9 protein-coding genes are annotated in these 17,019 nt (G+C 68.9%); 6 read left to right on the top strand and 3 right to left on the bottom strand.

Features of this window, described 5'->3' with window-relative positions; translation table 11 throughout:
- Positions 1-105 precede the first annotated feature (105 nt).
- The gene (locus tag IEY31_RS16960; RefSeq protein ID WP_188974142.1) at positions 106-1,101 is read left to right on the top strand and encodes a tyrosine-type recombinase/integrase; all 996 of its coding nucleotides are present in this window, start codon (positions 106-108) and stop codon (positions 1,099-1,101) included.
- Positions 1,102-1,286: 185 nt separating this feature from the next.
- Here the strand turns inward: IEY31_RS16960 and IEY31_RS16955 are convergent, their stop codons facing one another.
- Positions 1,287-6,005 (bottom strand): PAS domain S-box protein, encoded by a 4,719-nt coding sequence (locus IEY31_RS16955; protein WP_188974141.1) that lies wholly within the window; start codon positions 6,003-6,005, stop codon positions 1,287-1,289.
- A 412-nt stretch (positions 6,006-6,417) separates the two neighbouring features.
- The gene (locus tag IEY31_RS16950; RefSeq protein WP_308424338.1) at positions 6,418-6,897 is read right to left on the bottom strand and encodes an MgtC/SapB family protein; all 480 of its coding nucleotides are present in this window, start codon (positions 6,895-6,897) and stop codon (positions 6,418-6,420) included.
- Between the two features lie 376 nt (positions 6,898-7,273).
- Between IEY31_RS16950 and IEY31_RS16945 the strand changes: the two genes are divergently transcribed.
- Both IEY31_RS16945 and IEY31_RS16940 read left to right on the top strand, forming a co-directional pair.
- Positions 7,274-9,316, top strand: a complete 2,043-nt coding sequence (locus IEY31_RS16945) for a prolyl oligopeptidase family serine peptidase (RefSeq protein WP_188974140.1) — start codon at positions 7,274-7,276, stop codon at positions 9,314-9,316.
- A 144-nt stretch (positions 9,317-9,460) separates the two neighbouring features.
- Positions 9,461-10,216: an SDR family NAD(P)-dependent oxidoreductase gene (locus IEY31_RS16940; RefSeq protein ID WP_188974139.1), complete on the top strand. Its 756-nt coding sequence runs from the start codon at positions 9,461-9,463 to the stop codon at positions 10,214-10,216.
- A 109-nt stretch (positions 10,217-10,325) separates the two neighbouring features.
- Here the strand turns inward: IEY31_RS16940 and IEY31_RS16935 are convergent, their stop codons facing one another.
- Positions 10,326-11,114: a DeoR/GlpR family DNA-binding transcription regulator gene (locus tag IEY31_RS16935; RefSeq protein ID WP_188974138.1), complete on the bottom strand. Its 789-nt coding sequence runs from the start codon at positions 11,112-11,114 to the stop codon at positions 10,326-10,328.
- A gap of 314 nt (positions 11,115-11,428) precedes the next feature.
- On the opposite strand from IEY31_RS16935, the gene ptsP reads away from it, so the two are divergent.
- The 3 genes from ptsP to IEY31_RS16920 all read left to right on the top strand — a co-directional run bounded on the left by ptsP (position 11,429) and on the right by IEY31_RS16920 (position 16,780).
- Positions 11,429-13,924 (top strand): phosphoenolpyruvate--protein phosphotransferase, encoded by a 2,496-nt coding sequence (gene ptsP, locus IEY31_RS16930; RefSeq protein WP_188974137.1) that lies wholly within the window; start codon positions 11,429-11,431, stop codon positions 13,922-13,924.
- Positions 13,921-14,892 (top strand): 1-phosphofructokinase, encoded by a 972-nt coding sequence (gene pfkB / locus IEY31_RS16925; protein WP_188974136.1) that lies wholly within the window; start codon positions 13,921-13,923, stop codon positions 14,890-14,892. Before ptsP ends, pfkB begins: the two co-directional genes overlap by 4 nt.
- Before the next feature lie 64 nt (positions 14,893-14,956).
- On the top strand, positions 14,957-16,780 hold the full coding sequence (locus tag IEY31_RS16920) for a PTS fructose-like transporter subunit IIB (RefSeq protein ID WP_188974135.1): 1,824 nt from the start codon (positions 14,957-14,959) through the stop codon (positions 16,778-16,780).
- The last annotated feature ends 239 nt before the right edge of the window (positions 16,781-17,019 follow it).

Here is a 17,019-nt window from a genome sequence, read left to right as displayed (position 1 = left end):
GAAGAGACAATTTCACCTAAGCAGCCTTAGGTGAAATTATGTAGACTGGGTCATGACCTTCCCGAGTCTCCTCATTCTCCGCCGGCGCTGGATTGGGATGACCCCGTGACCCTGGTCCCGTACCAGGGGGACCGCCTGGCCCAGGCCGACATCTGGCTGGGCCTTCACGACGACGAGCTGCGCCGGCGTGCCGTGACCGCCGCCCGCGACCGGGACGCGGATACCCTGGTGTCCCTGAGCCTGGCGTACCTGACCCAGCACGCGGCGAGCGGCATCCTGACCAGTCCGCGAACGTTGGAGGCGTACGCGCTGGGCATCCGACAGTTTCTGGTGTACGCCGACACCCAGGCGGTGGCGCTGCTGCGGCCCGACCGCCACGCCCCGCAGCGCTACGTTCAGGCCATGCTTGCCGCGGGCCGCAAACCCGCCGGCGTGCAGCTCAAAGTCGCCGCGGCCGGCGCGTTGTACCGCGCGTTGCGCTGGGCCGGAGCCACCGAGGCTGATCCCTTCCGGGACGTGCGGGTGCCCAGGGACCCAACCTCCGGCATCGAGAAGCGGCCGCCGTATACCGAGGATGAACTTGTGGAGGTGCTGGAACACGCTGACCCGCACACCACCTTCCTGATTTTCCTGATGGCGCACGCGGGGCTGCGGATCAGCGAGGCGCTGGCCCTCACCTGGGACGACATTGATGAGGTCAGCCGCCGCATTCACGTCACGTCCGGCAAGGGCCGCAAGGCGAGGCGCGTCACCATGAGCGTGCGGCTGGCCCGCGCCGCGCGGCACTTCCGGGCGCTGTACGGCCCTGGCGCTCCTGAACACGCCCGGTACCGTCCCAGCGGCCGCGCGCCGCAGTATGTCTTCCGCTACGCCACTCAGCAGGCGGCCCGCTACCACCTGATTCGGGTGTTTACGGCTGCGGGCGTTCCATTCCGCGGCTTTCATCCAGGACGCAAGTACGCAGGCACCCGGCTGCTGCAGCAGGTCAAGGATTTCGGGCGGGTGGCCGCACACCTCGGGCACGCCTCGGTGGACACGACCCGCCGGGGCTATGCCCGGCTTGCGGCCGACGACCTCAAGGACGATCTGGCCGGCTGGTAAGGAACGCCCTGGCCTGTCAGGACCCTCGGGCCGGAGCTGTCCCAGGGCCACCGCATCGGAGCTGCCCACCAGCCGCCGTGGGCAGGACGGCCCATCCGGATTCCAGCCCATCCACGACTGTCTTTCTTTCTCCTTTCACTCGGGGATTTCTCAGTTATTTGATGGTTGTTCAACCGGGATACTTCTCAGTTGGCCGGCGCCACCGGCAGCATAAAGTGGAAGGTGCTGCCCACGCCGGGTTCGGACTCGACCCAGATGCGGCCTCCGTGGTGTTCTAGGATCCTGCGCACAATGGCCAGCCCCATGCCCGTCCCGTCGTATTCATCCCGCGTGTGCAGGCGCTGGAAAATCTGAAACACGCGCTCGGCGTAATGGGGTTCAAAGCCAATGCCGTTGTCCTGCACGGTCACGTGCCACATCTCGCCTTCCAGGGTCGCCGCGATCTCGATGACCGGCGCCGCATTCTCCCGGCGGAACTTGACCGAGTTGCCGATCAGGTTCTGGAACAGCTGGGTGAGTTCAGTCGGGCTGCCGGACACCCGCGGCAGCGAACCGTAGCGCACCACCGCGCCGCTTTCCTCCAGTGCCGCATGCAGCCGCTGCAACGCTTCCTGAACCGGGTCCTCGAGTTTCAGAAGACTGTGCGGGTCCGGGACCGCATTCAGGCGGGAAAACACCAGCAGATCATCGATCAGCCCTTTCATACGCTGCGCGCCGCTGCTCACGAAGTGCAGGTACTGCTGGCCTCGCTCGTCAAGTACTTCACCGTAGCGGCGGTTGATCAGCTCAGAGAAACTGGAGATGGTGCGCAGGGGTTCTTGGAGATCGTGCGACGCCACGTACGCGAACTTCTCGAGTTCTGAGTTGCTGCGTTCCAGCTCCTGCGTGCGCTCCTGCAAGGCCCGGGCGCTCTCTGCTCCTTCCAGGGCGAGGCCCAGGCTGCGCGTGACGGTCTCCAGGACCGCCCGGTCGATCCTGGCCCAGCGCCGCTGGACAAACAGACCCACGCCAATCATGCCATGCAGCTCGCCGTTCACGACGACCGGGAGCATCGCCGCCGCGCGCACATGCGCCACCACCTCGGGCCGGGTGTCTGCCCCCTGCGGGTAGGGATCCTCGTAGACGGCCTGCCGCGTCTGCCAGGCGCGGTCCAGGGTGGCCGCCTGACCACGTGGCAATCCGGCATCCACCACCCCCTGCAACTCCGGGTGCCCCAGCGGACCCACCTGCGACCGGCTGACCCAGTGTGCCCCGTCGGGTTGCCAATACAGCGTGTAGCCCTCTGGCAGCAGCGACATCAAGATCTCCTGGGCGCGCCGGACCAGCGCGAGCGGATCCACGTCGACGCTCAGATCGCGCGTCAACAGTGCAAAGGCTTCCAGCGCCTGAGAGCGGGCCTCCAGGGCGTCGCGCTGCTCCTGGATGTGGGTGGTCTGGGAGGCCCGTTCCAGCGCCAGGGTGAAGCTGCGTCCGACCGCACTGAACAGCGCCTTGTCGCGTTCCGTCCACTCCCGAGTCTTCCTGCGTCCGATGGACAGGATGCCCTTGACCACGCCGTCCACCACCACGGGATATCCACCGGCCGCCGCGTAGGTCTCGGTGCCTTCAATACGTTCGCGGTCTGCGTCCCACGCGTTGACAAAGACAGCGGCGTGGGTGTTCAGGACCTGCGCGATGGAGGGGGTTTCGGCCGACAGCCCCCGCTTCAGCACTTCCAGCACCTCGGTCTCGATGTCCTCGGTCCAGGCCTGCAGCTTCCACAGGCCCTCGGCAGGTTCGTAGTATCCGATGGTATCGGTAGGAAAGCGCGTGAGCAGCACGGTGATCGCCTGTTGCGCCAGGACCCGCACGTCCGTTTCCGTGCCCACCGCCTCGGCAAACGCAGCGAAGGCGTCCAGCGACATGGCCTGGGCTTCGAGCTCACCGGTGCGTTGCTCCACCCGGCGTTCAAGCTGCGCGTGGCTGTCTTGCAACTGCTGGTAGAGCCTGGCATTGTCCAGGGCCACCGCCGTTTGGGCCGCCAGCCCCACGGCCAGCTGCTCGGCACGTTCACTGAAGACGTCCGCCTCGGCGTGCCCGAAAAACAGGCCGCCCAGCACCTCTCCTGACCGCGAGATCACCGGCACCGCCAGGTAGCTTCTGACCGGCAGATGGCCAGGGGGCATGCCCTGATACGGGGCGTTGTGTCCGTAGCGGGGGTCCTGGGTGATGTCCCCCACCCGGATAACACCCTCACCCGCGAAGGTCGGCCCGAACACCCGGGTGTTGCGGGGCATCGGATACCCGGCGAAGGCGTCATGCGGCGCACCGGACAGGGCGTACAGGATGTAGGTTTCCTGCCGCTCGTTGACAAAGTTGTAGAAAAAAGCCCCGAACTGTGCGCCGGTCAGCTCAACTCCGGCGTCCGTGACGGCCTGGACCAGACGCTCACGGTCCAGTTCACCGGAAATGACCTCGTTGATCCGGTTTAACGTGCCCAGAATTTCAGTCTGTTCCCGCAGCGCCTCTTCGATCTGCTTGCGCTCACGGATGTCCCGGCTGACCGTCGCGATGCCGGTCGGTTCACCGGTCGCAGAATCGCGAATCAGAAACAGGTTCCAGTTGACCGCCACCAGTTCACCGCTCTGGAAGTGCTGAAAATGAGCGTCGCTCTGGAAGCGGCCCTGTTCAAACAGGGTGGGCAGGGCCACTTCCCGAACCCACGGCTGTTCCTGGGCCGAGAAGTAATCAATCACGGCGGTGCCGGCCACTTCCCCCTCGCCCAGCCCCAGCAGGTCCCGGCCGGAGCGGTTCACGTAGAGCGCCTCTCCACTCAGGCTGGCAATGCCGATAAAGTCGCTGCTCGCCTCGACGATCTGCGCGAGCCGCGTCACCTGGGCTTCCGTCTGCCGGCGCTCGGTGATGTCGGTGCAGCTGCCCACCCATTCTCGGATCGTGCCGTCCGTCTCCAGCACGGGAACGCCACGCGCCAGCATCAGGCGGTACACGCCGTCGGCGCGGCGCAGGCGATATTCGGCCTCATACAGGCTGCGCGAGTGAACGGCCTGTTCCCACAGCGCGAGGGTCTGTGGGCGGTCCTCGGGGTGCAGGGTATCGAGCCAGCCGAATCCCTTCAACTGCTCGTGTGTGACGTTACTGAATACTTCCCAGGTGGGCAGCCTGTCGGTCACCGAGCCCTGCGGATCCGTGGTCCACACCACGTGGACAGACGCCTCGACCAGCGACCGGAAGCGGTCCTCGCTGTGCTTCTGGGCCTGCTGTGCCCGCAGCTGGTCTGTCACGTCATTGACAATCGCCCCCAGACCCAGGATTGTGCCGGCCGCGTCCCTGACTGGGAAAAAGCGTTCGTTCCAGCTTCGAGTCACGCCCGGGGCGGCCAGGGTCTCCCCGGTGATCAGCACGTCCGACAGCGCCTCGCCGCTGCTCAGAACAGCCTCAAGCGGCTGCGAGGCGTCCGGAAAGCCGGGCAGCAGCTCAGCCACGCTCCGGCCCCGATGGGCTTCGGTGGGGTGACCCGTCAAGGCAGCCATCGCCGGATTCAGGCGCTGAAAACGCAGCTGGGTATCAAAGAAGGCGAAGCCGGCCGGGGCAGTGTCGAAGAACGCGTCCAGAAGTGCGGCGTTCTCGTCGCGCTCCCGGCGTGCCTGCTGCCCAGCCTGCAGCAGGTGGTCCCGCTCGAAGGCCACCTGGGCCAGGTGCGCGGCGACATTGAGCAGCTGTTCCTCGTCCGGCGTTAACGGGCGCGGCTGCCGCCCGTACACGGCGAAAGCCCCCCGGATCTCACCCTCGCGGTTGACGAGCGGAAAACACCAGCAGGCGCGCAGGCCATGCGCGAGCGCCTGCTGCCGGTCCTCGGGCCACGCCGGGTCAAGGGACAGGTCCACCACCGCCACCGGTTCCCGCCGGAACACGGCCGCGCCGCAGACACCCGCATCAGGACCCACACTCAGGCCATCAATCACCGCCGTGTAGGCCGGGGGCAGGCTCGGAGCACTCATCACAAACAGCTTGCCGGTACGCGCGTCGTACCGCTGCACCGCGCACAACAGCCCGTCGCTCTGCTGCTCAATAAACTGGGAGAGGTTGAGCAGCACCTCGGAGAGGGGTTCCCCGGTGGCAATCTGCTCAAGCAGCCGGTTCTGACTGGCCATCAGGTCGTTTTGACGTTTGCGGGGCGTGATGTCGCGTGAAATGGCCAGCAGGCGGCGTACCGTACCGCCGCTGTCGCGGATGGGGCTGACCGCCACCTCCCAGAAGCGCAGGGTGCCTTTAAAGGTGTGGGCCGCTCCTTCAAACACCTGAGACTGCCCCTCACGGGCGGCCTGCAACGCCCGCTCGACTTGCAACCTCGTGTCACCTTCCCAGAAGGTTGGCCAGAACGCCAGACGGCAGGCGCTGAAGTCTTCAATCTCCATCACCTGCATTCCACCGGCGTTCATGCTGAGCAGGCGCGCGTCGAGATCAAGAACCTTGATGCAGTCACTGCTTCCGTCGATGATGCCCTGGAGAAGAGACTGCTCCTCGGCTGCGGCCTGATGGCGGCCACGGTACCCGTCAATGTCGACCGCGGCCATGATCCAGCCCTGGGCATGCCCGTCTTCCAGCAGGGTGGGCGTGACCAGAAACCAGCGGTACTGGCCGTCATGACGGCGCAGCCTCATCTCCCTGGACTCCCCGGCCACAGGCACCAGAAGACCGTCCTGGTCCTCCGGGTGAGTGGCCGCACGGAGCTTCCCTTCACGCAGTTGTTCCAGGCCCACGCCGAGATACTCCAGCAAGGCGGCATTGGCGGTCACCACGTTCCCCTGAAGAGTGGTGGTCCAGGTGGGGTAAGAATAGGCTATCTGGGCGGCTTCCAGGAGCGCCAGCGTGTGCGCTTCTGGGCCGTTGTAGGGAAATGACACCCGATGATCTTATAACCCCGGGCTTGCCTAAAGGCAATTCGGAAAACGGCGTCCAGTCGGGGGAATCCAGCAGCGCCCACGGGACGACGTTGCAGGACGCCCGCTGGCCTTCGGTTCATGCGGACTGGCCGGACTGCTGTTCCACGGCTGCCAGCGGCCAGATTCGGCTTTTGAAGAAGTTCCTCTCTCGGTCTTGTCGTCGGTCAGCACGTGGTGGATGTGATCTGTGCCGTCAATCAGGACCAGATTGCGGACCCTGCCCTGAAGGTTATGGGAAAGGTACGGCGCGCTGCCTGACAGCGGATCAGCCGTGCTGTAAATGTCTTCTCGGCCGCGACCCGGGAGCCGGCCGAGCTATCCGCCAGGCTGCAGCCTTCCTCCAGAATTCTCGCCCAGAGCCAGGCGATTCCCCCTATTCCTCGTCCTCGGCGGAGTTGCCATCCTCGCCCTGTGTCAGACGCCGGACCACCGCCAGCGTGAACAGGAACAGCAGGGTGGCGCCGGTGGCCAGCACGTACAGGTGCAGGCCGCACGCCACGCCCACACCCGCCGTGGCCAGCAGGCCCGCCGCCGTGGTCAGCCCTTTGGCCTTGCGGCCCCGGTCCGAGAAAATTGCGCCCGCGCCCAGAAAGCTGATGCCGCTGACCACCGCGCCCAGCAGGCCGATCATGTCGAAACGAACCCCCTCGTCATCGCCGCCGAACGAGGTGATCAGGGTTTCGGCCAGCACCACGAACAGGGCCGCGCTCATGCCCACCAGCATGTGCGTCCGCAGGCCAGCGCTACGGTGCAGGCGCTCCCGTTCCCAGCCGATCGCGCCGCTCAGGACAAAGGCCACCAGCAGGCCCTGCATCAGCTTGAGCTCGTTCCAGATCGATGTCACGGATTCCATGTCGGTCAGTGTAGACATGCCCGCCGGGGGGACGGCACCGCCGCCAGTGGCGCTGGGCTGGGTCTACCCATACCCGAGCGGATCCTCAACAGGCCCGGGCGGAGAGAATGAGGTATGGCCTTGCGTTGTCCGGGGCACATATCCTGAGCACTTCGGGCCAGAACACGATGGTCAGCAGTTCTGGCGTCAGCACGTCTTCCGGGCGACCCTGAGCCGACACTTCATCCTCGGGCATGGGGTATTGGGGTCAGGTGTAGTGGATTCCGGATTGACACGGTCCTGGCCCTCTCCGTGCCCCCACGAACCGGCGCGATGCTGAGCCGCACATGAAGTCCCCACCCTTCCATCCGCCAGCAGGTCGGCTCTAGGCTGACGCATGGCCCTGCCCCCGTCCCCGACCCCTCCCACCGTGCGCCGCAGCACCCACACCGACACCTACCACGGTCAGGTGGTTGCCGATCCCTACCGCTGGCTGGAAGACGCCGGCAGCCCCGAGACCCAGGCCTTTGTCGAGGACCAGAACACCCTGACCCGCATGGTGCTGGACGCGCTGCCCCAGCGCGCAGCGCTGCTGGAACGGCTGGGTGAACTCTGGAATTACCCTCGCCGGAGCGCCGTGTGGAAGGAGGGCAGGGCGTACTTCCAGCTGCGCAACAGCGGGCTGCAGAACCAGTTCGTGCTGTACGTCATGGACTCGCCCACCGCCGAGGGCCGGGTTCTGCTCGACCCCAACACGCTGTCGGACGACGGCACGGTGGCGCTGAGCGGTCTGGCCGTCAGCCGCGACGCCTCCCGGCTGGCCTACGCCGTCTCGACGGGCGGCAGCGACTGGCAGGAGTGGCGGGTGCGCGACGTCGCCAGCGGCGTGGACCTGCCTGATGTCCTGCCCGACAGCAAGTTCAGCGGGGCGACCTGGCTCCCGGACGGCAGCGGCTTCCTCTACGCCCGCTATGACCGCCCCGGCGAGGAACAGCGCCTGAGCGGGGCCAACCTGAACCAGCGGCTGTGGCTGCACCGCCTGGGCACCCCCCAGGCCGCCGACGAACTGGTCCTGGAGAGGCCCGACCAGCCGGAGTGGGGCTTCGGCACCACCGTGACCGAGGACGGGGCATGGCTGATCGTCAACGTCTGGAAGGGCACCGCCCGCCAGAACCTGATCTGGGTGCGGCCCCTGGGGGACAGCGGGCCCTTTCAGGAGGTGGTGGCTGAATTCGGGGCCAGCTTCGAGTTCGTCGGCAACGATGGACCGCTGCTGTACTTCCTGACGGATGACCAGACCCCGCTGGGCCGCCTGATCTCGCACGACCTGGGCACCGGCGAGCGGCGGGACATCGTGCCTGAAGGCCAGCACCGCCTGCTGGGGGCCGAGATGGTGGCAGGCGGCTTCGTCCTGCATACCCTCGAAGATGCGTCGAGCCGCCTGACGCTGGTGGACCGGCACGGCCAGCACGCCCGTCCGGTCACCCTGCCGGGCCTGGGGACCGTGGCCGCGCTGAGCGGTGAATCCGGCAGTCACGAGGTCTTTCTTACCTTCACCAGCTTTCTCGCCCCGGCCAGCGGGTACCGGCTGGAGGTCACCAGCGGCGCCCTGACCCTGCTGTGGACGCCGGAACTGGCCGTGGACCTCGGCGGCTACGAGGTTCGCCAGGAGTTTGCGGACAGCCCCGACGGCACGCGGGTGCCGCTGTTCATCGTGGCGCGGCGGGACCTGACGCTGGACGGCTCACATCCCACCCTGCTCTACGGCTACGGCGGCTTCGACATCAGCCTCACGCCCGCCTTTGACGTCTCACGGCTGGCCTGGCTGGAGGCGGGCGGCGTGCTGGCGGTGGCCAACCTGCGCGGCGGCGGCGAGTACGGAAAGGACTGGCACCAGGCAGGCACGCGGGAAAGAAAGCAGAACGTCTTCGACGACTTTGCCGCCTGCGCCCGCTTTCTGACCGGACGCGGTTACACCTCGCCCCGGCATCTGGGCATCGAGGGCGGCAGCAACGGTGGCCTGCTGGTCGGCGCCACGCTGACCCAGCATCCCGAACTGATCGGCGCGGCGGTAGCGCACGTCGGCGTGCTGGACATGCTGCGCTTCCAGCATTTCACCATCGGCTGGGCCTGGGTCAGCGATTACGGCAGCAGCCAGGACGCGCAGGACTTTGCGGTGCTGCGGGCCTACAGTCCCCTGCACAACCTGAAAGCGCAGGCCTACCCGCCCACGCTGCTGACCACCGGGGACCACGATGACCGGGTGGTTCCGGCGCACAGCTACAAGTTCGCCGCCGAGTTGCAGCGCGTCCAGCAGGGCGCGGCCCCCACCCTGCTGCGCGTGCAGACGCGGGCCGGGCACGGCGCGGGCAAGCCCACCCGGCTGATTCTGGAGGAGAAGGCCGACGTGTACGCCTTTCTGCTGGCGGCACTGGGCTAAGTGAAACTGGGCCAAGAAGCACTCGGCCGGGAGGGCCGGACGCGGGGCTTCCCGGCCTCCTCTGCCGGGTGCGTATCCTTGGCCCGGTCGTCCGTCCCGGATGACCCTCCCGCCTTGGGGGTCCGGGGAGAGACAATGGCGGGCATGATCAATCTGAATGACAAGGTGGTGCTGGTGACCGGAGCCTCACGCGGCATCGGCGCCGTGTGTGTTCGCGGGCTGCTGGAGGCGGGGGCGTCGGTGGCCGCCCATCTGGGCCGCAGCGGACACGGCGGCGAGGCGCTCCTTGAAGAGTTTGGCGCGCAGCGAATTCACGTCCTGAGCGGGGATCTGGCGTGCGGGGGCGAGGCAGCCCGGCTGTTTCAGGCCGCCGCCGACTGGCAGGGCCGGGTCGATGTGCTGGTCAACAATGCTGGCATTGCGCCCTCGGTCACGGTGGATGACCCCCTGGAGGCGTGGGCCAGCGTCTGGCAAGAAACCCTGCAGGTCAATCTGCTCAGCGTGGCCGAGGCCTGCCGGGAAGCCATCCAGCACTTCAGGGGCCAGGGCGGCGGCATCATCATCAACATCGCCAGCCGGGCCGCGTTCCGGGGCGACCAGCCGGACGCCATGCACTACGCGGCGTCAAAAGGCGGCGTGATCGCGCTGACCCGCTCGGTCGCGCGCGGCTTTGCCGCCGAGGGCGTTCTGGCGTATGCGGTGGCGCCCGGCTGGGTCCGCACCGAGATGGCTGAGGCGTACCTGAACGAGCACGCTGCGGACCTGGCCCGCGAGTTTCCGCTGGGAGACGCTGCTCCGCCGGAGGACGTGGCGGCTACGGTGGTGTTCCTGGCCTCCGGGCTGGTGCGGCACATGACCGGGGCGACGCTGGACATCAACGGGGCGTCGTACGTGCGTTAGCGTGGCGCAGCCCGCCGCGTGAGGGACCGGGCGCGCCGGGTGGGGGGCGCCTGCCGCCTCCCCTCCCCCACCACGTTCAGCGGGCGAACCGCGCGCTCCTGCCGCGCCCTCAGGTCACGTCGCTGGCCAGCGTATCGGCCTCGACCACCCGCGTTCCCGCCGCCCCGAACGCGGCGCGCGCGTCGGCCGGGGCGCAGTCGGTGACCCAGGCCGCGACATCGCCCAGTCCCGCGAAGGTGGCGAAGCCCGCATGCCCCCACTTGCTGTGGTCCGCAATCAGCAGGCTCTGCGCGGCGCGGCGCATGATCGCCGACTTCTGGTGCGTCTCTACCAGATTGCTGTTGGTCAGACCCCGACTGGGGTCGATGCTGGTGCAGCCCACCAGAAACACGTCGTAGGAATAGCGCTCCACGGTGGCCAGCGCGTCGGGGCCGGTCAGGCTGTAGGTCGAGCCGTAGACCTCGCCGCCCACCACGTACAGCGGACACTCGCCATTGAGTTCGTAGGCCACGTCTATGGCGTGCGTGACCACCCGCAGCGTGCGGGTCAGCGCGGGCGTACGGCGCAGGGCCTGGGCCACCTGCAGCGCCGTTGTTCCGGCGTCGAGATACACCGTCTGCCCTGGCCGCAGCAGCGCCACAGTGGCTGCCGCCAGCCGGGCCTTGGCTCCCTGTTCCGCCTGCTGGCGGTCGCTGTAGCGCTGGTCCTGACTGGCCAGCGCCGCGCCGCCGTGCACCTTGCGAATCAGGCCGCGCTGGGCCAGCAGATCGAGATCACGCCGGGCCGTCGCTCCGCTGATGCCAAGGTGCTCGGTCAGCGCGACGGTGCGGACCGTGCCCTGGCGGGCCAGCAGATCGAGAATCCGGGTCAGGCGTTCCTCGGCGAGTGGAGCGGTCATCTGGGGAAATGGTAGCGCACCCGTCACAACTGCTCAAACTTCGTCAGATGTTTCTGCCGGATGATGCCTCTGGCCCGAGCGAGCGCGTTGCGCCAGAAAATCTCAACAGTTCCTGTTTGAGCGCGGGGGACCGCCTCAACCACTGATTCTGTCCGGGGAATAGTCCGTCTAACGCCCACCTTCCTCCGGCCGTGAACCGACACTTGCATTTTCGCCGATTCCAGCTTATGATCTGAATTGCTCAAAAGTAATCATAATTCGTCAAAAGGAACCATCATGCGGCCCACCCGTGCGGCCGCGCAGGGAGGGTAGATATGGTTGAGCTTCCGCAGAACCTGATCCGGCTGGGCGCGCAGGCCGGCAGCAAGGCCGACGCCATCACCCAGGTGGCCGCGCTGCTCAGCGCCGCGGGCAACGTCGCGCCGGACTACGTGAACGGCATGCTGGCCCGCGAGGAGCAGGCCAACACCTACCTGGGCAGCGGCATCGCCATTCCGCACGGCACGCCGGAAACGCGGGACCTGATCGGCAGGACCGGAATCGCGGTGCTGCAGGTGCCCGGCGGCGTGGCGTGGGGCGAGGGCGGCGAGACCGTGCGTCTGGTGGTGGGTATCGCCGCGGCCAGCGACGAACACCTGGACATCCTGCGGCGCCTGACCCGCGTGCTGAGTGACGGGGCGCTGGTGGACCGGCTCTGCACCACCACCGACGCGGGCGACGTGCAGGAGGCGCTGACCGGGGAACGGCCTTCTGCCGCCGTACCGGACACCGCGCCGCCGCTGCCCCATACCGCCCAGGTCACCTTGCCCAACCCGCTGGGAATGCACGCGCGGCCCGCAACCGGGCTGGCGGCGCTGGTGCGTGCGCGTGGGGGCCGGGTGCGGCTGACCCGCGCCTCGGGCGAGAGTGCCGACGCCACCCGGCTGATGGAGGTGCTGTCGCTGGGCCTGACGCACGGCACGCCCCTGACGGTGAGCTCGGACAGCCGCGAGCTGCTGAACGCAGTGACCGACGCCATCCGCGCCGGACTGGGCGATGACCTCAGCGCCACGCCTGCCAGCGCTGCCCCCACCCGCCGCGAACCCGAGTGGGCGCCGCAGCATGTGGGCGCCACCGTGGATGGGGTGGCCGCCGCCGACGGCCTGGTGGTGGGCGTGACCCGGCAGCACGCGTCGGGGCCACTGGAGGTGCGCGACGAACCCGGCGATCCGGTGCAGGAGGCCGCCCGGCTGAACGACGCCCTGGCCGCCGCCCACGCCGAACTGAATACGGTGATCGAGGACGTGGAGGCAAAATCCGGCGCGGACCGGGCCGCCATCTTCCGCGCCCATCAGGAGCTGCTGGCCGACGAGGGCACCGTGCAGGACACGGTGGGGCGCATCCTGGACGGGCACGGCGTGGCCTGGGCGTACCAGGCGGCCAGCGGGGAGCGCATTGCCAAGCTGCAACGGCTCGACGATCCCACCTTGGCCGCCCGCGCCGCCGATCTGGGCGACGTGCAGCGGCGGGTGCTGCGGCAGCTGCTGGGGTTGCGCGAGACGGAGGTGCAGGCCGGCGGCCCGGTGATCCTGCTGGCACCGGACCTGACGCCCAGCGACACGGCGCGGCTGGGGCCGGACACGCTGCTGGGGTTCGTGACCGCGCAGGGCGGCCCCACCAGCCACACCGCCATCATCGCCCGTGGGCTGGGGCTGCCCGCCGTGGTGGCGGCAGGCAGAGGAGTGCTGGACGTGCCCGACGGCACGCCCGCGATTCTGGACGGCGCGGCGGGGCGGCTGTACCTGAACCCCTCGGAGGCGGACGTGCAGGCGGCCCGCGAACGCCAGGGCCTGCTGGAAAGGCGCCGCGAGGCCGCCCGCGCCGCCCGTTTCGAACCCGGCGCGACCCGCGACGGCGTGCGGGTGGAGGTGGCTGCCAACATCAACCGCGCCGCCGACGCACTCGCGGCGCTGGAGGCCGGGGCCGAGGGCGTGGGGCTGATGCGCACCGAGTTCCTGTTTCTCGAACGCGACAGCGTGCCCACCGAGGACGAGCAGGAGCAGGAGTACCGCGCGATGGCGCAGGCCATGGAAGGCCGCCCGCTGATTATCCGCACGCTGGACATCGGCGGCGACAAGGAGGTGCCGTACCTGGGCCTGGCCCGCGAGGACAACTCCTTCCTGGGGCTGCGCGGCATCCGGCTGTGTTTCGAACGCCCCGATCTGTTCCTGCCGCAGCTGCGGGCGGTGGCGCGGGTGGCCAGGGATCACGCCAACGTTCACCTGATGTTCCCGATGATCTCCACGCTGGAGGATTTCCGCCGCGCCCGCGCCCTGTTTGAAACCGTGCGCCTTGAACTGGGCGCACCCGAGGTGCCGCTGGGCGTCATGATCGAGGTGCCCTCGGCGGCGCTGATCGCCGGCGCCCTGGCTGCCGAGGTGGATTTCTTCAGCGTGGGCACCAACGACCTGACCCAGTACACCCTGGCCATGGACAGGTTGCACCCGCAACTGGCCCGCCAGACCGACGCGATGCATCCTGCCGTGCTGCAGCTGATTGCGCTGACCGTGCAGGCCGCCGACCGGCACGGCAAATGGGTGGGCGTGTGCGGCGGCGCGGCAGGCGACGAGGTGGGCGCGCTGATGCTGGCAGGGCTGGGGGTCCGGGAACTCTCGGTCAGCACGCCGCAGATCGCCGGGGTCAAGGCCGCCCTGCGGGGGCGCACCCTGCCCGAGTTGCAGGCGCTGGCCCGCGAGGCACTGACGCAGCCCACCGCCGAGGCGGTGCGCGCCCTGGTCCGGCCTGCCGGGCGCGGGGAGGCGACGGCATGACGGCGCTGTCCTCCCGGATGGCCACCCTGACCCTGAACCCGGCGCTCGACCTGACGGTCCACGCTGACGGCTGGCGGCAGGGCCAGGTGAACAGCGGACAATCATTTCAGCTGGACGCGGGCGGCAAGGGCGTGAACGTGGCGGCCTTCCTGGCCGACTGGGGGCTGCGGGTCACGGCGACCGGCCTGCTGGGAGACAGCAACCCTGCGGCCTTCGAGGCGCTGTTCCGGGCCAAGGGCGTTCACGACGCGTTCGTGCGTGTGCCCGGTGCCACCCGCGTGGGCGTCAAGCTGGTGGACGGCGAGGCGCAGGAAACCACCGACATCAACCTGCCGGGCTTGGCGGCCACGCCACAGGCCCTGGCCGAACTCGGCTCACGCCTTGCGGCCCTCGGCGGCGATCACGGTACATTCGTGCTGGCCGGCAGCCTGCCGCCCGGCGTGGAGGCCGATTTTTACGCCCGACTGACCGGGACGCTGCGGGCGGCGGGCTGTTTTGTGGCGCTGGACACCAGCGGCGCGGCGCTGACGGCGGCGCTGGCGGCACAGACGCTGCCGGATCTGGTCAAGCCGAACATTCACGAGCTGGAGGCGGCGCTGGGCCGATCTCTCACGCATGAGGCCGAGGTGCTGGAGGCGGCGCGGGACCTGCTGCGGCGGGGGGCCTCGCTGGTGGCGGTCTCGCAGGGCGAACGCGGCGCCCTGCTTGTGAGCGCACAGGGCGCTGTGCGCGCCGTTCCCCCCCGCGTCCGCATCACCAGCACGGTCGGCGCAGGCGACGCGATGGTGGCCGGGCTGGTATCGGCGCACGCCGACGGCCTGGATCTGGCCGGCGCAGCCCGCCGCGCCACCGCCTTCAGTCTGGGCGCGATCACCCGCCTGGGCGCGCACCTGCCGTCCCGCACGGACCTGGACGCCTTCGCGGCGCAGGTCGTGATCGAGACGCTGCGTCAGGTGGAAAAGACATGACGTTCGCCCACCGGACCGCCGGACCCCGGCCCCTTCCCCCTCTCCCCTCCCAGGAGGACTCCCCATGGCAAAGCTAGTTGCTGTTACCGCCTGCCCCACCGGCATCGCCCACACCTTCATGGCCGCCGAGGCGCTGCGGCGCGCGGCGCAGGCGGCCGGGCACGAGCTGCGGGCCGAGACGCACGGCAGCGTGGGTGCGCAGGACGCCCTGACCCCGGCCGAGATCGCGGCGGCCGACGCGGTGATTCTGGCCGCCGACGTGCATGTGGACGAGACGCGCTTTGCCGGCAAGCGCGTCGTGCGGACCAGCACCCGCGAGGCCATTCGCGGCGCGGCAGGTGTGATCGCGCAGGTCACCCCGAACACGGCGCCGCAGGCCACGGACAGCGCGGGCCCGGCGCCGGCCACACATCCAGCTGCGCCCGCGTCAGAGGCCCGGCCGCTCAGCATCGTAGGCATCACCTCCTGCCCCACCGGCATCGCGCACACCTTCATGGCGGCCGAGGGGCTGGAAAACGGTGCCAGGGCGCTGGGCCACCGCGTCAAGGTGGAAACGCAGGGCAGCGTCGGCGCCGGCAACCCGCTCACGCCCGAGGATATCGCCGGGGCCGACGTGGTAATCATCGCGGCGGACACCAACGTGGACCTCTCGCGCTTCGCGGGCAAGCGGGTGTACCAGACCGGCACCAAACCCGCCATTGCGGGCGGGCAGGCGCTGGTGCAGCGGGCGCTGGCCGAGGCGACGCCGTACGGAACGGGAACCGGGGCAGCGGTGGGGGCCGGGGACGATTTCGTCGCCCAGGCCGGCGCCGCCAAGGCCGCCAGGAACGCGGGCGTGCCCAGCGCCTACAAACACCTGATGACCGGGGTGTCGCACATGCTGCCCTTCGTGGTGGCCGGCGGGCTGCTGATCGCGCTGTCGTTCGCCTTCGGGGGCATCAACCCCCCGCCCGGCAGCTTCGGCGCGGCCCTCAGCCAGATCGGCGGCGGCGCTGGGGCCTTCGGGCTATTCGTGCCGGTGCTGGCCGGCTACATCGCCTTTTCCATCGCGGACCGGCCCGGCCTCGCGCCCGGCATGATCGGCGGCCTGCTGGCGCTGGGCGGTGGCAGCGGCTTTCTGGGCGGCCTGCTGGCCGGCTTTCTGGCCGGGTACGTCACCCTGTGGCTCAACCGGGGCATCCGGCTGCCGCGCACCCTTGAGGGCCTCAAGCCCACGCTGATCCTGCCGCTGCTGGGTACGGCCATCACCGGACTGGCCATGATCTACGTGGTGGGCCGCCCGGTGGCCGCCGCGCTGACCGCCGCCACGGGCTGGCTGCAGGGCCTGGGCGACACCTCGGCGGGCGTCCTGGGCGCGGTGCTGGGCCTGATGATGGCCTTTGACATGGGCGGACCGATCAACAAGGCCGCCTACACCTTCTCGGTGGGCCTGCTGGGCTCCAACGTCTACGGGCCTATCGCCGCCGCGATGGCGGCCGGCATGACGCCGCCGCTGGCGCTGTTCTTCGCCACCCTGGTGTTCAAGAACCGCTTCACGCGCGACGAGCAGGAGGCGGGCAAGGCCGCCGGGGTGCTGGGGCTGGCCTTCATCACCGAGGGCGCAATTCCCTTCGCGGCGCGTGACCCGCTGCGCGTGATCCCCTCGCTGATGGCAGGCTCGGCGGTGGCCGGCGCGATCAGCATGGCGGCCGGATGCCTGCTGCGCGCGCCTCACGGCGGCGTCTTCGTCCTGCTGATCCCCAACGCGGTGGTCAACCTGCCGATGTACGTGGTGGCCATCGTGGTGGGCACGGCCATCAGCACAGTGCTGCTGGGCGTCCTGAAGCGGCCAGTGAGGGAAACTCCCGCCCTGCTCAAGACGGAAGTAACGGGCGCTGCGGCGGACTGAAGGCGGGTGGACACAGAAGGCGGACCTGGAATCTCCAGATCCGCCTTCATGCTTGGCCTGCCTGCAGACAGCCTCTGCCCCACTCTTCGCAGGGGGCACGTTTCACGCCATGAGCTCAACATGATGGTGGGGGCAAAACGGAGCACCGGCTACTTAGAGGCTGGAGGACAGGCCATCCAAAATTGCGGGAGGGAATCTGCTGGGTTCAGAATCGGGTGTGACGCGACGTGCCTACCCCA

The sequence above is a fragment of the Deinococcus aerolatus genome (assembly GCF_014647055.1).
Lineage (GTDB): Bacteria > Deinococcota > Deinococci > Deinococcales > Deinococcaceae > Deinococcus > Deinococcus aerolatus.
Note: the sequence above shows the minus strand (reverse complement) of the source record. Positions and strands in the feature narration are given on the sequence as shown.

What these genes read in the sequence shown, in the direction of transcription:
- IEY31_RS16950 (WP_308424338.1), bottom strand. Translation starts at nt 6,897, where the DNA reads ATGGAATCCGTGACATCGATCTGGAACGAGCTCAAGCTGATGCAGGGC.
- IEY31_RS16945 (WP_188974140.1), top strand. Translation starts at nt 7,274, where the DNA reads ATGGCCCTGCCCCCGTCCCCGACCCCTCCCACCGTGCGCCGCAGCACC.
- IEY31_RS16940 (WP_188974139.1), top strand. Translation starts at nt 9,461, where the DNA reads ATGATCAATCTGAATGACAAGGTGGTGCTGGTGACCGGAGCCTCACGC.
- IEY31_RS16935 (WP_188974138.1), bottom strand. Translation starts at nt 11,114, where the DNA reads ATGACCGCTCCACTCGCCGAGGAACGCCTGACCCGGATTCTCGATCTG.
- ptsP (WP_188974137.1), top strand. Translation starts at nt 11,429, where the DNA reads ATGGTTGAGCTTCCGCAGAACCTGATCCGGCTGGGCGCGCAGGCCGGC.
- pfkB (WP_188974136.1), top strand. Translation starts at nt 13,921, where the DNA reads ATGACGGCGCTGTCCTCCCGGATGGCCACCCTGACCCTGAACCCGGCG.
- IEY31_RS16920 (WP_188974135.1), top strand. Translation starts at nt 14,957, where the DNA reads ATGGCAAAGCTAGTTGCTGTTACCGCCTGCCCCACCGGCATCGCCCAC.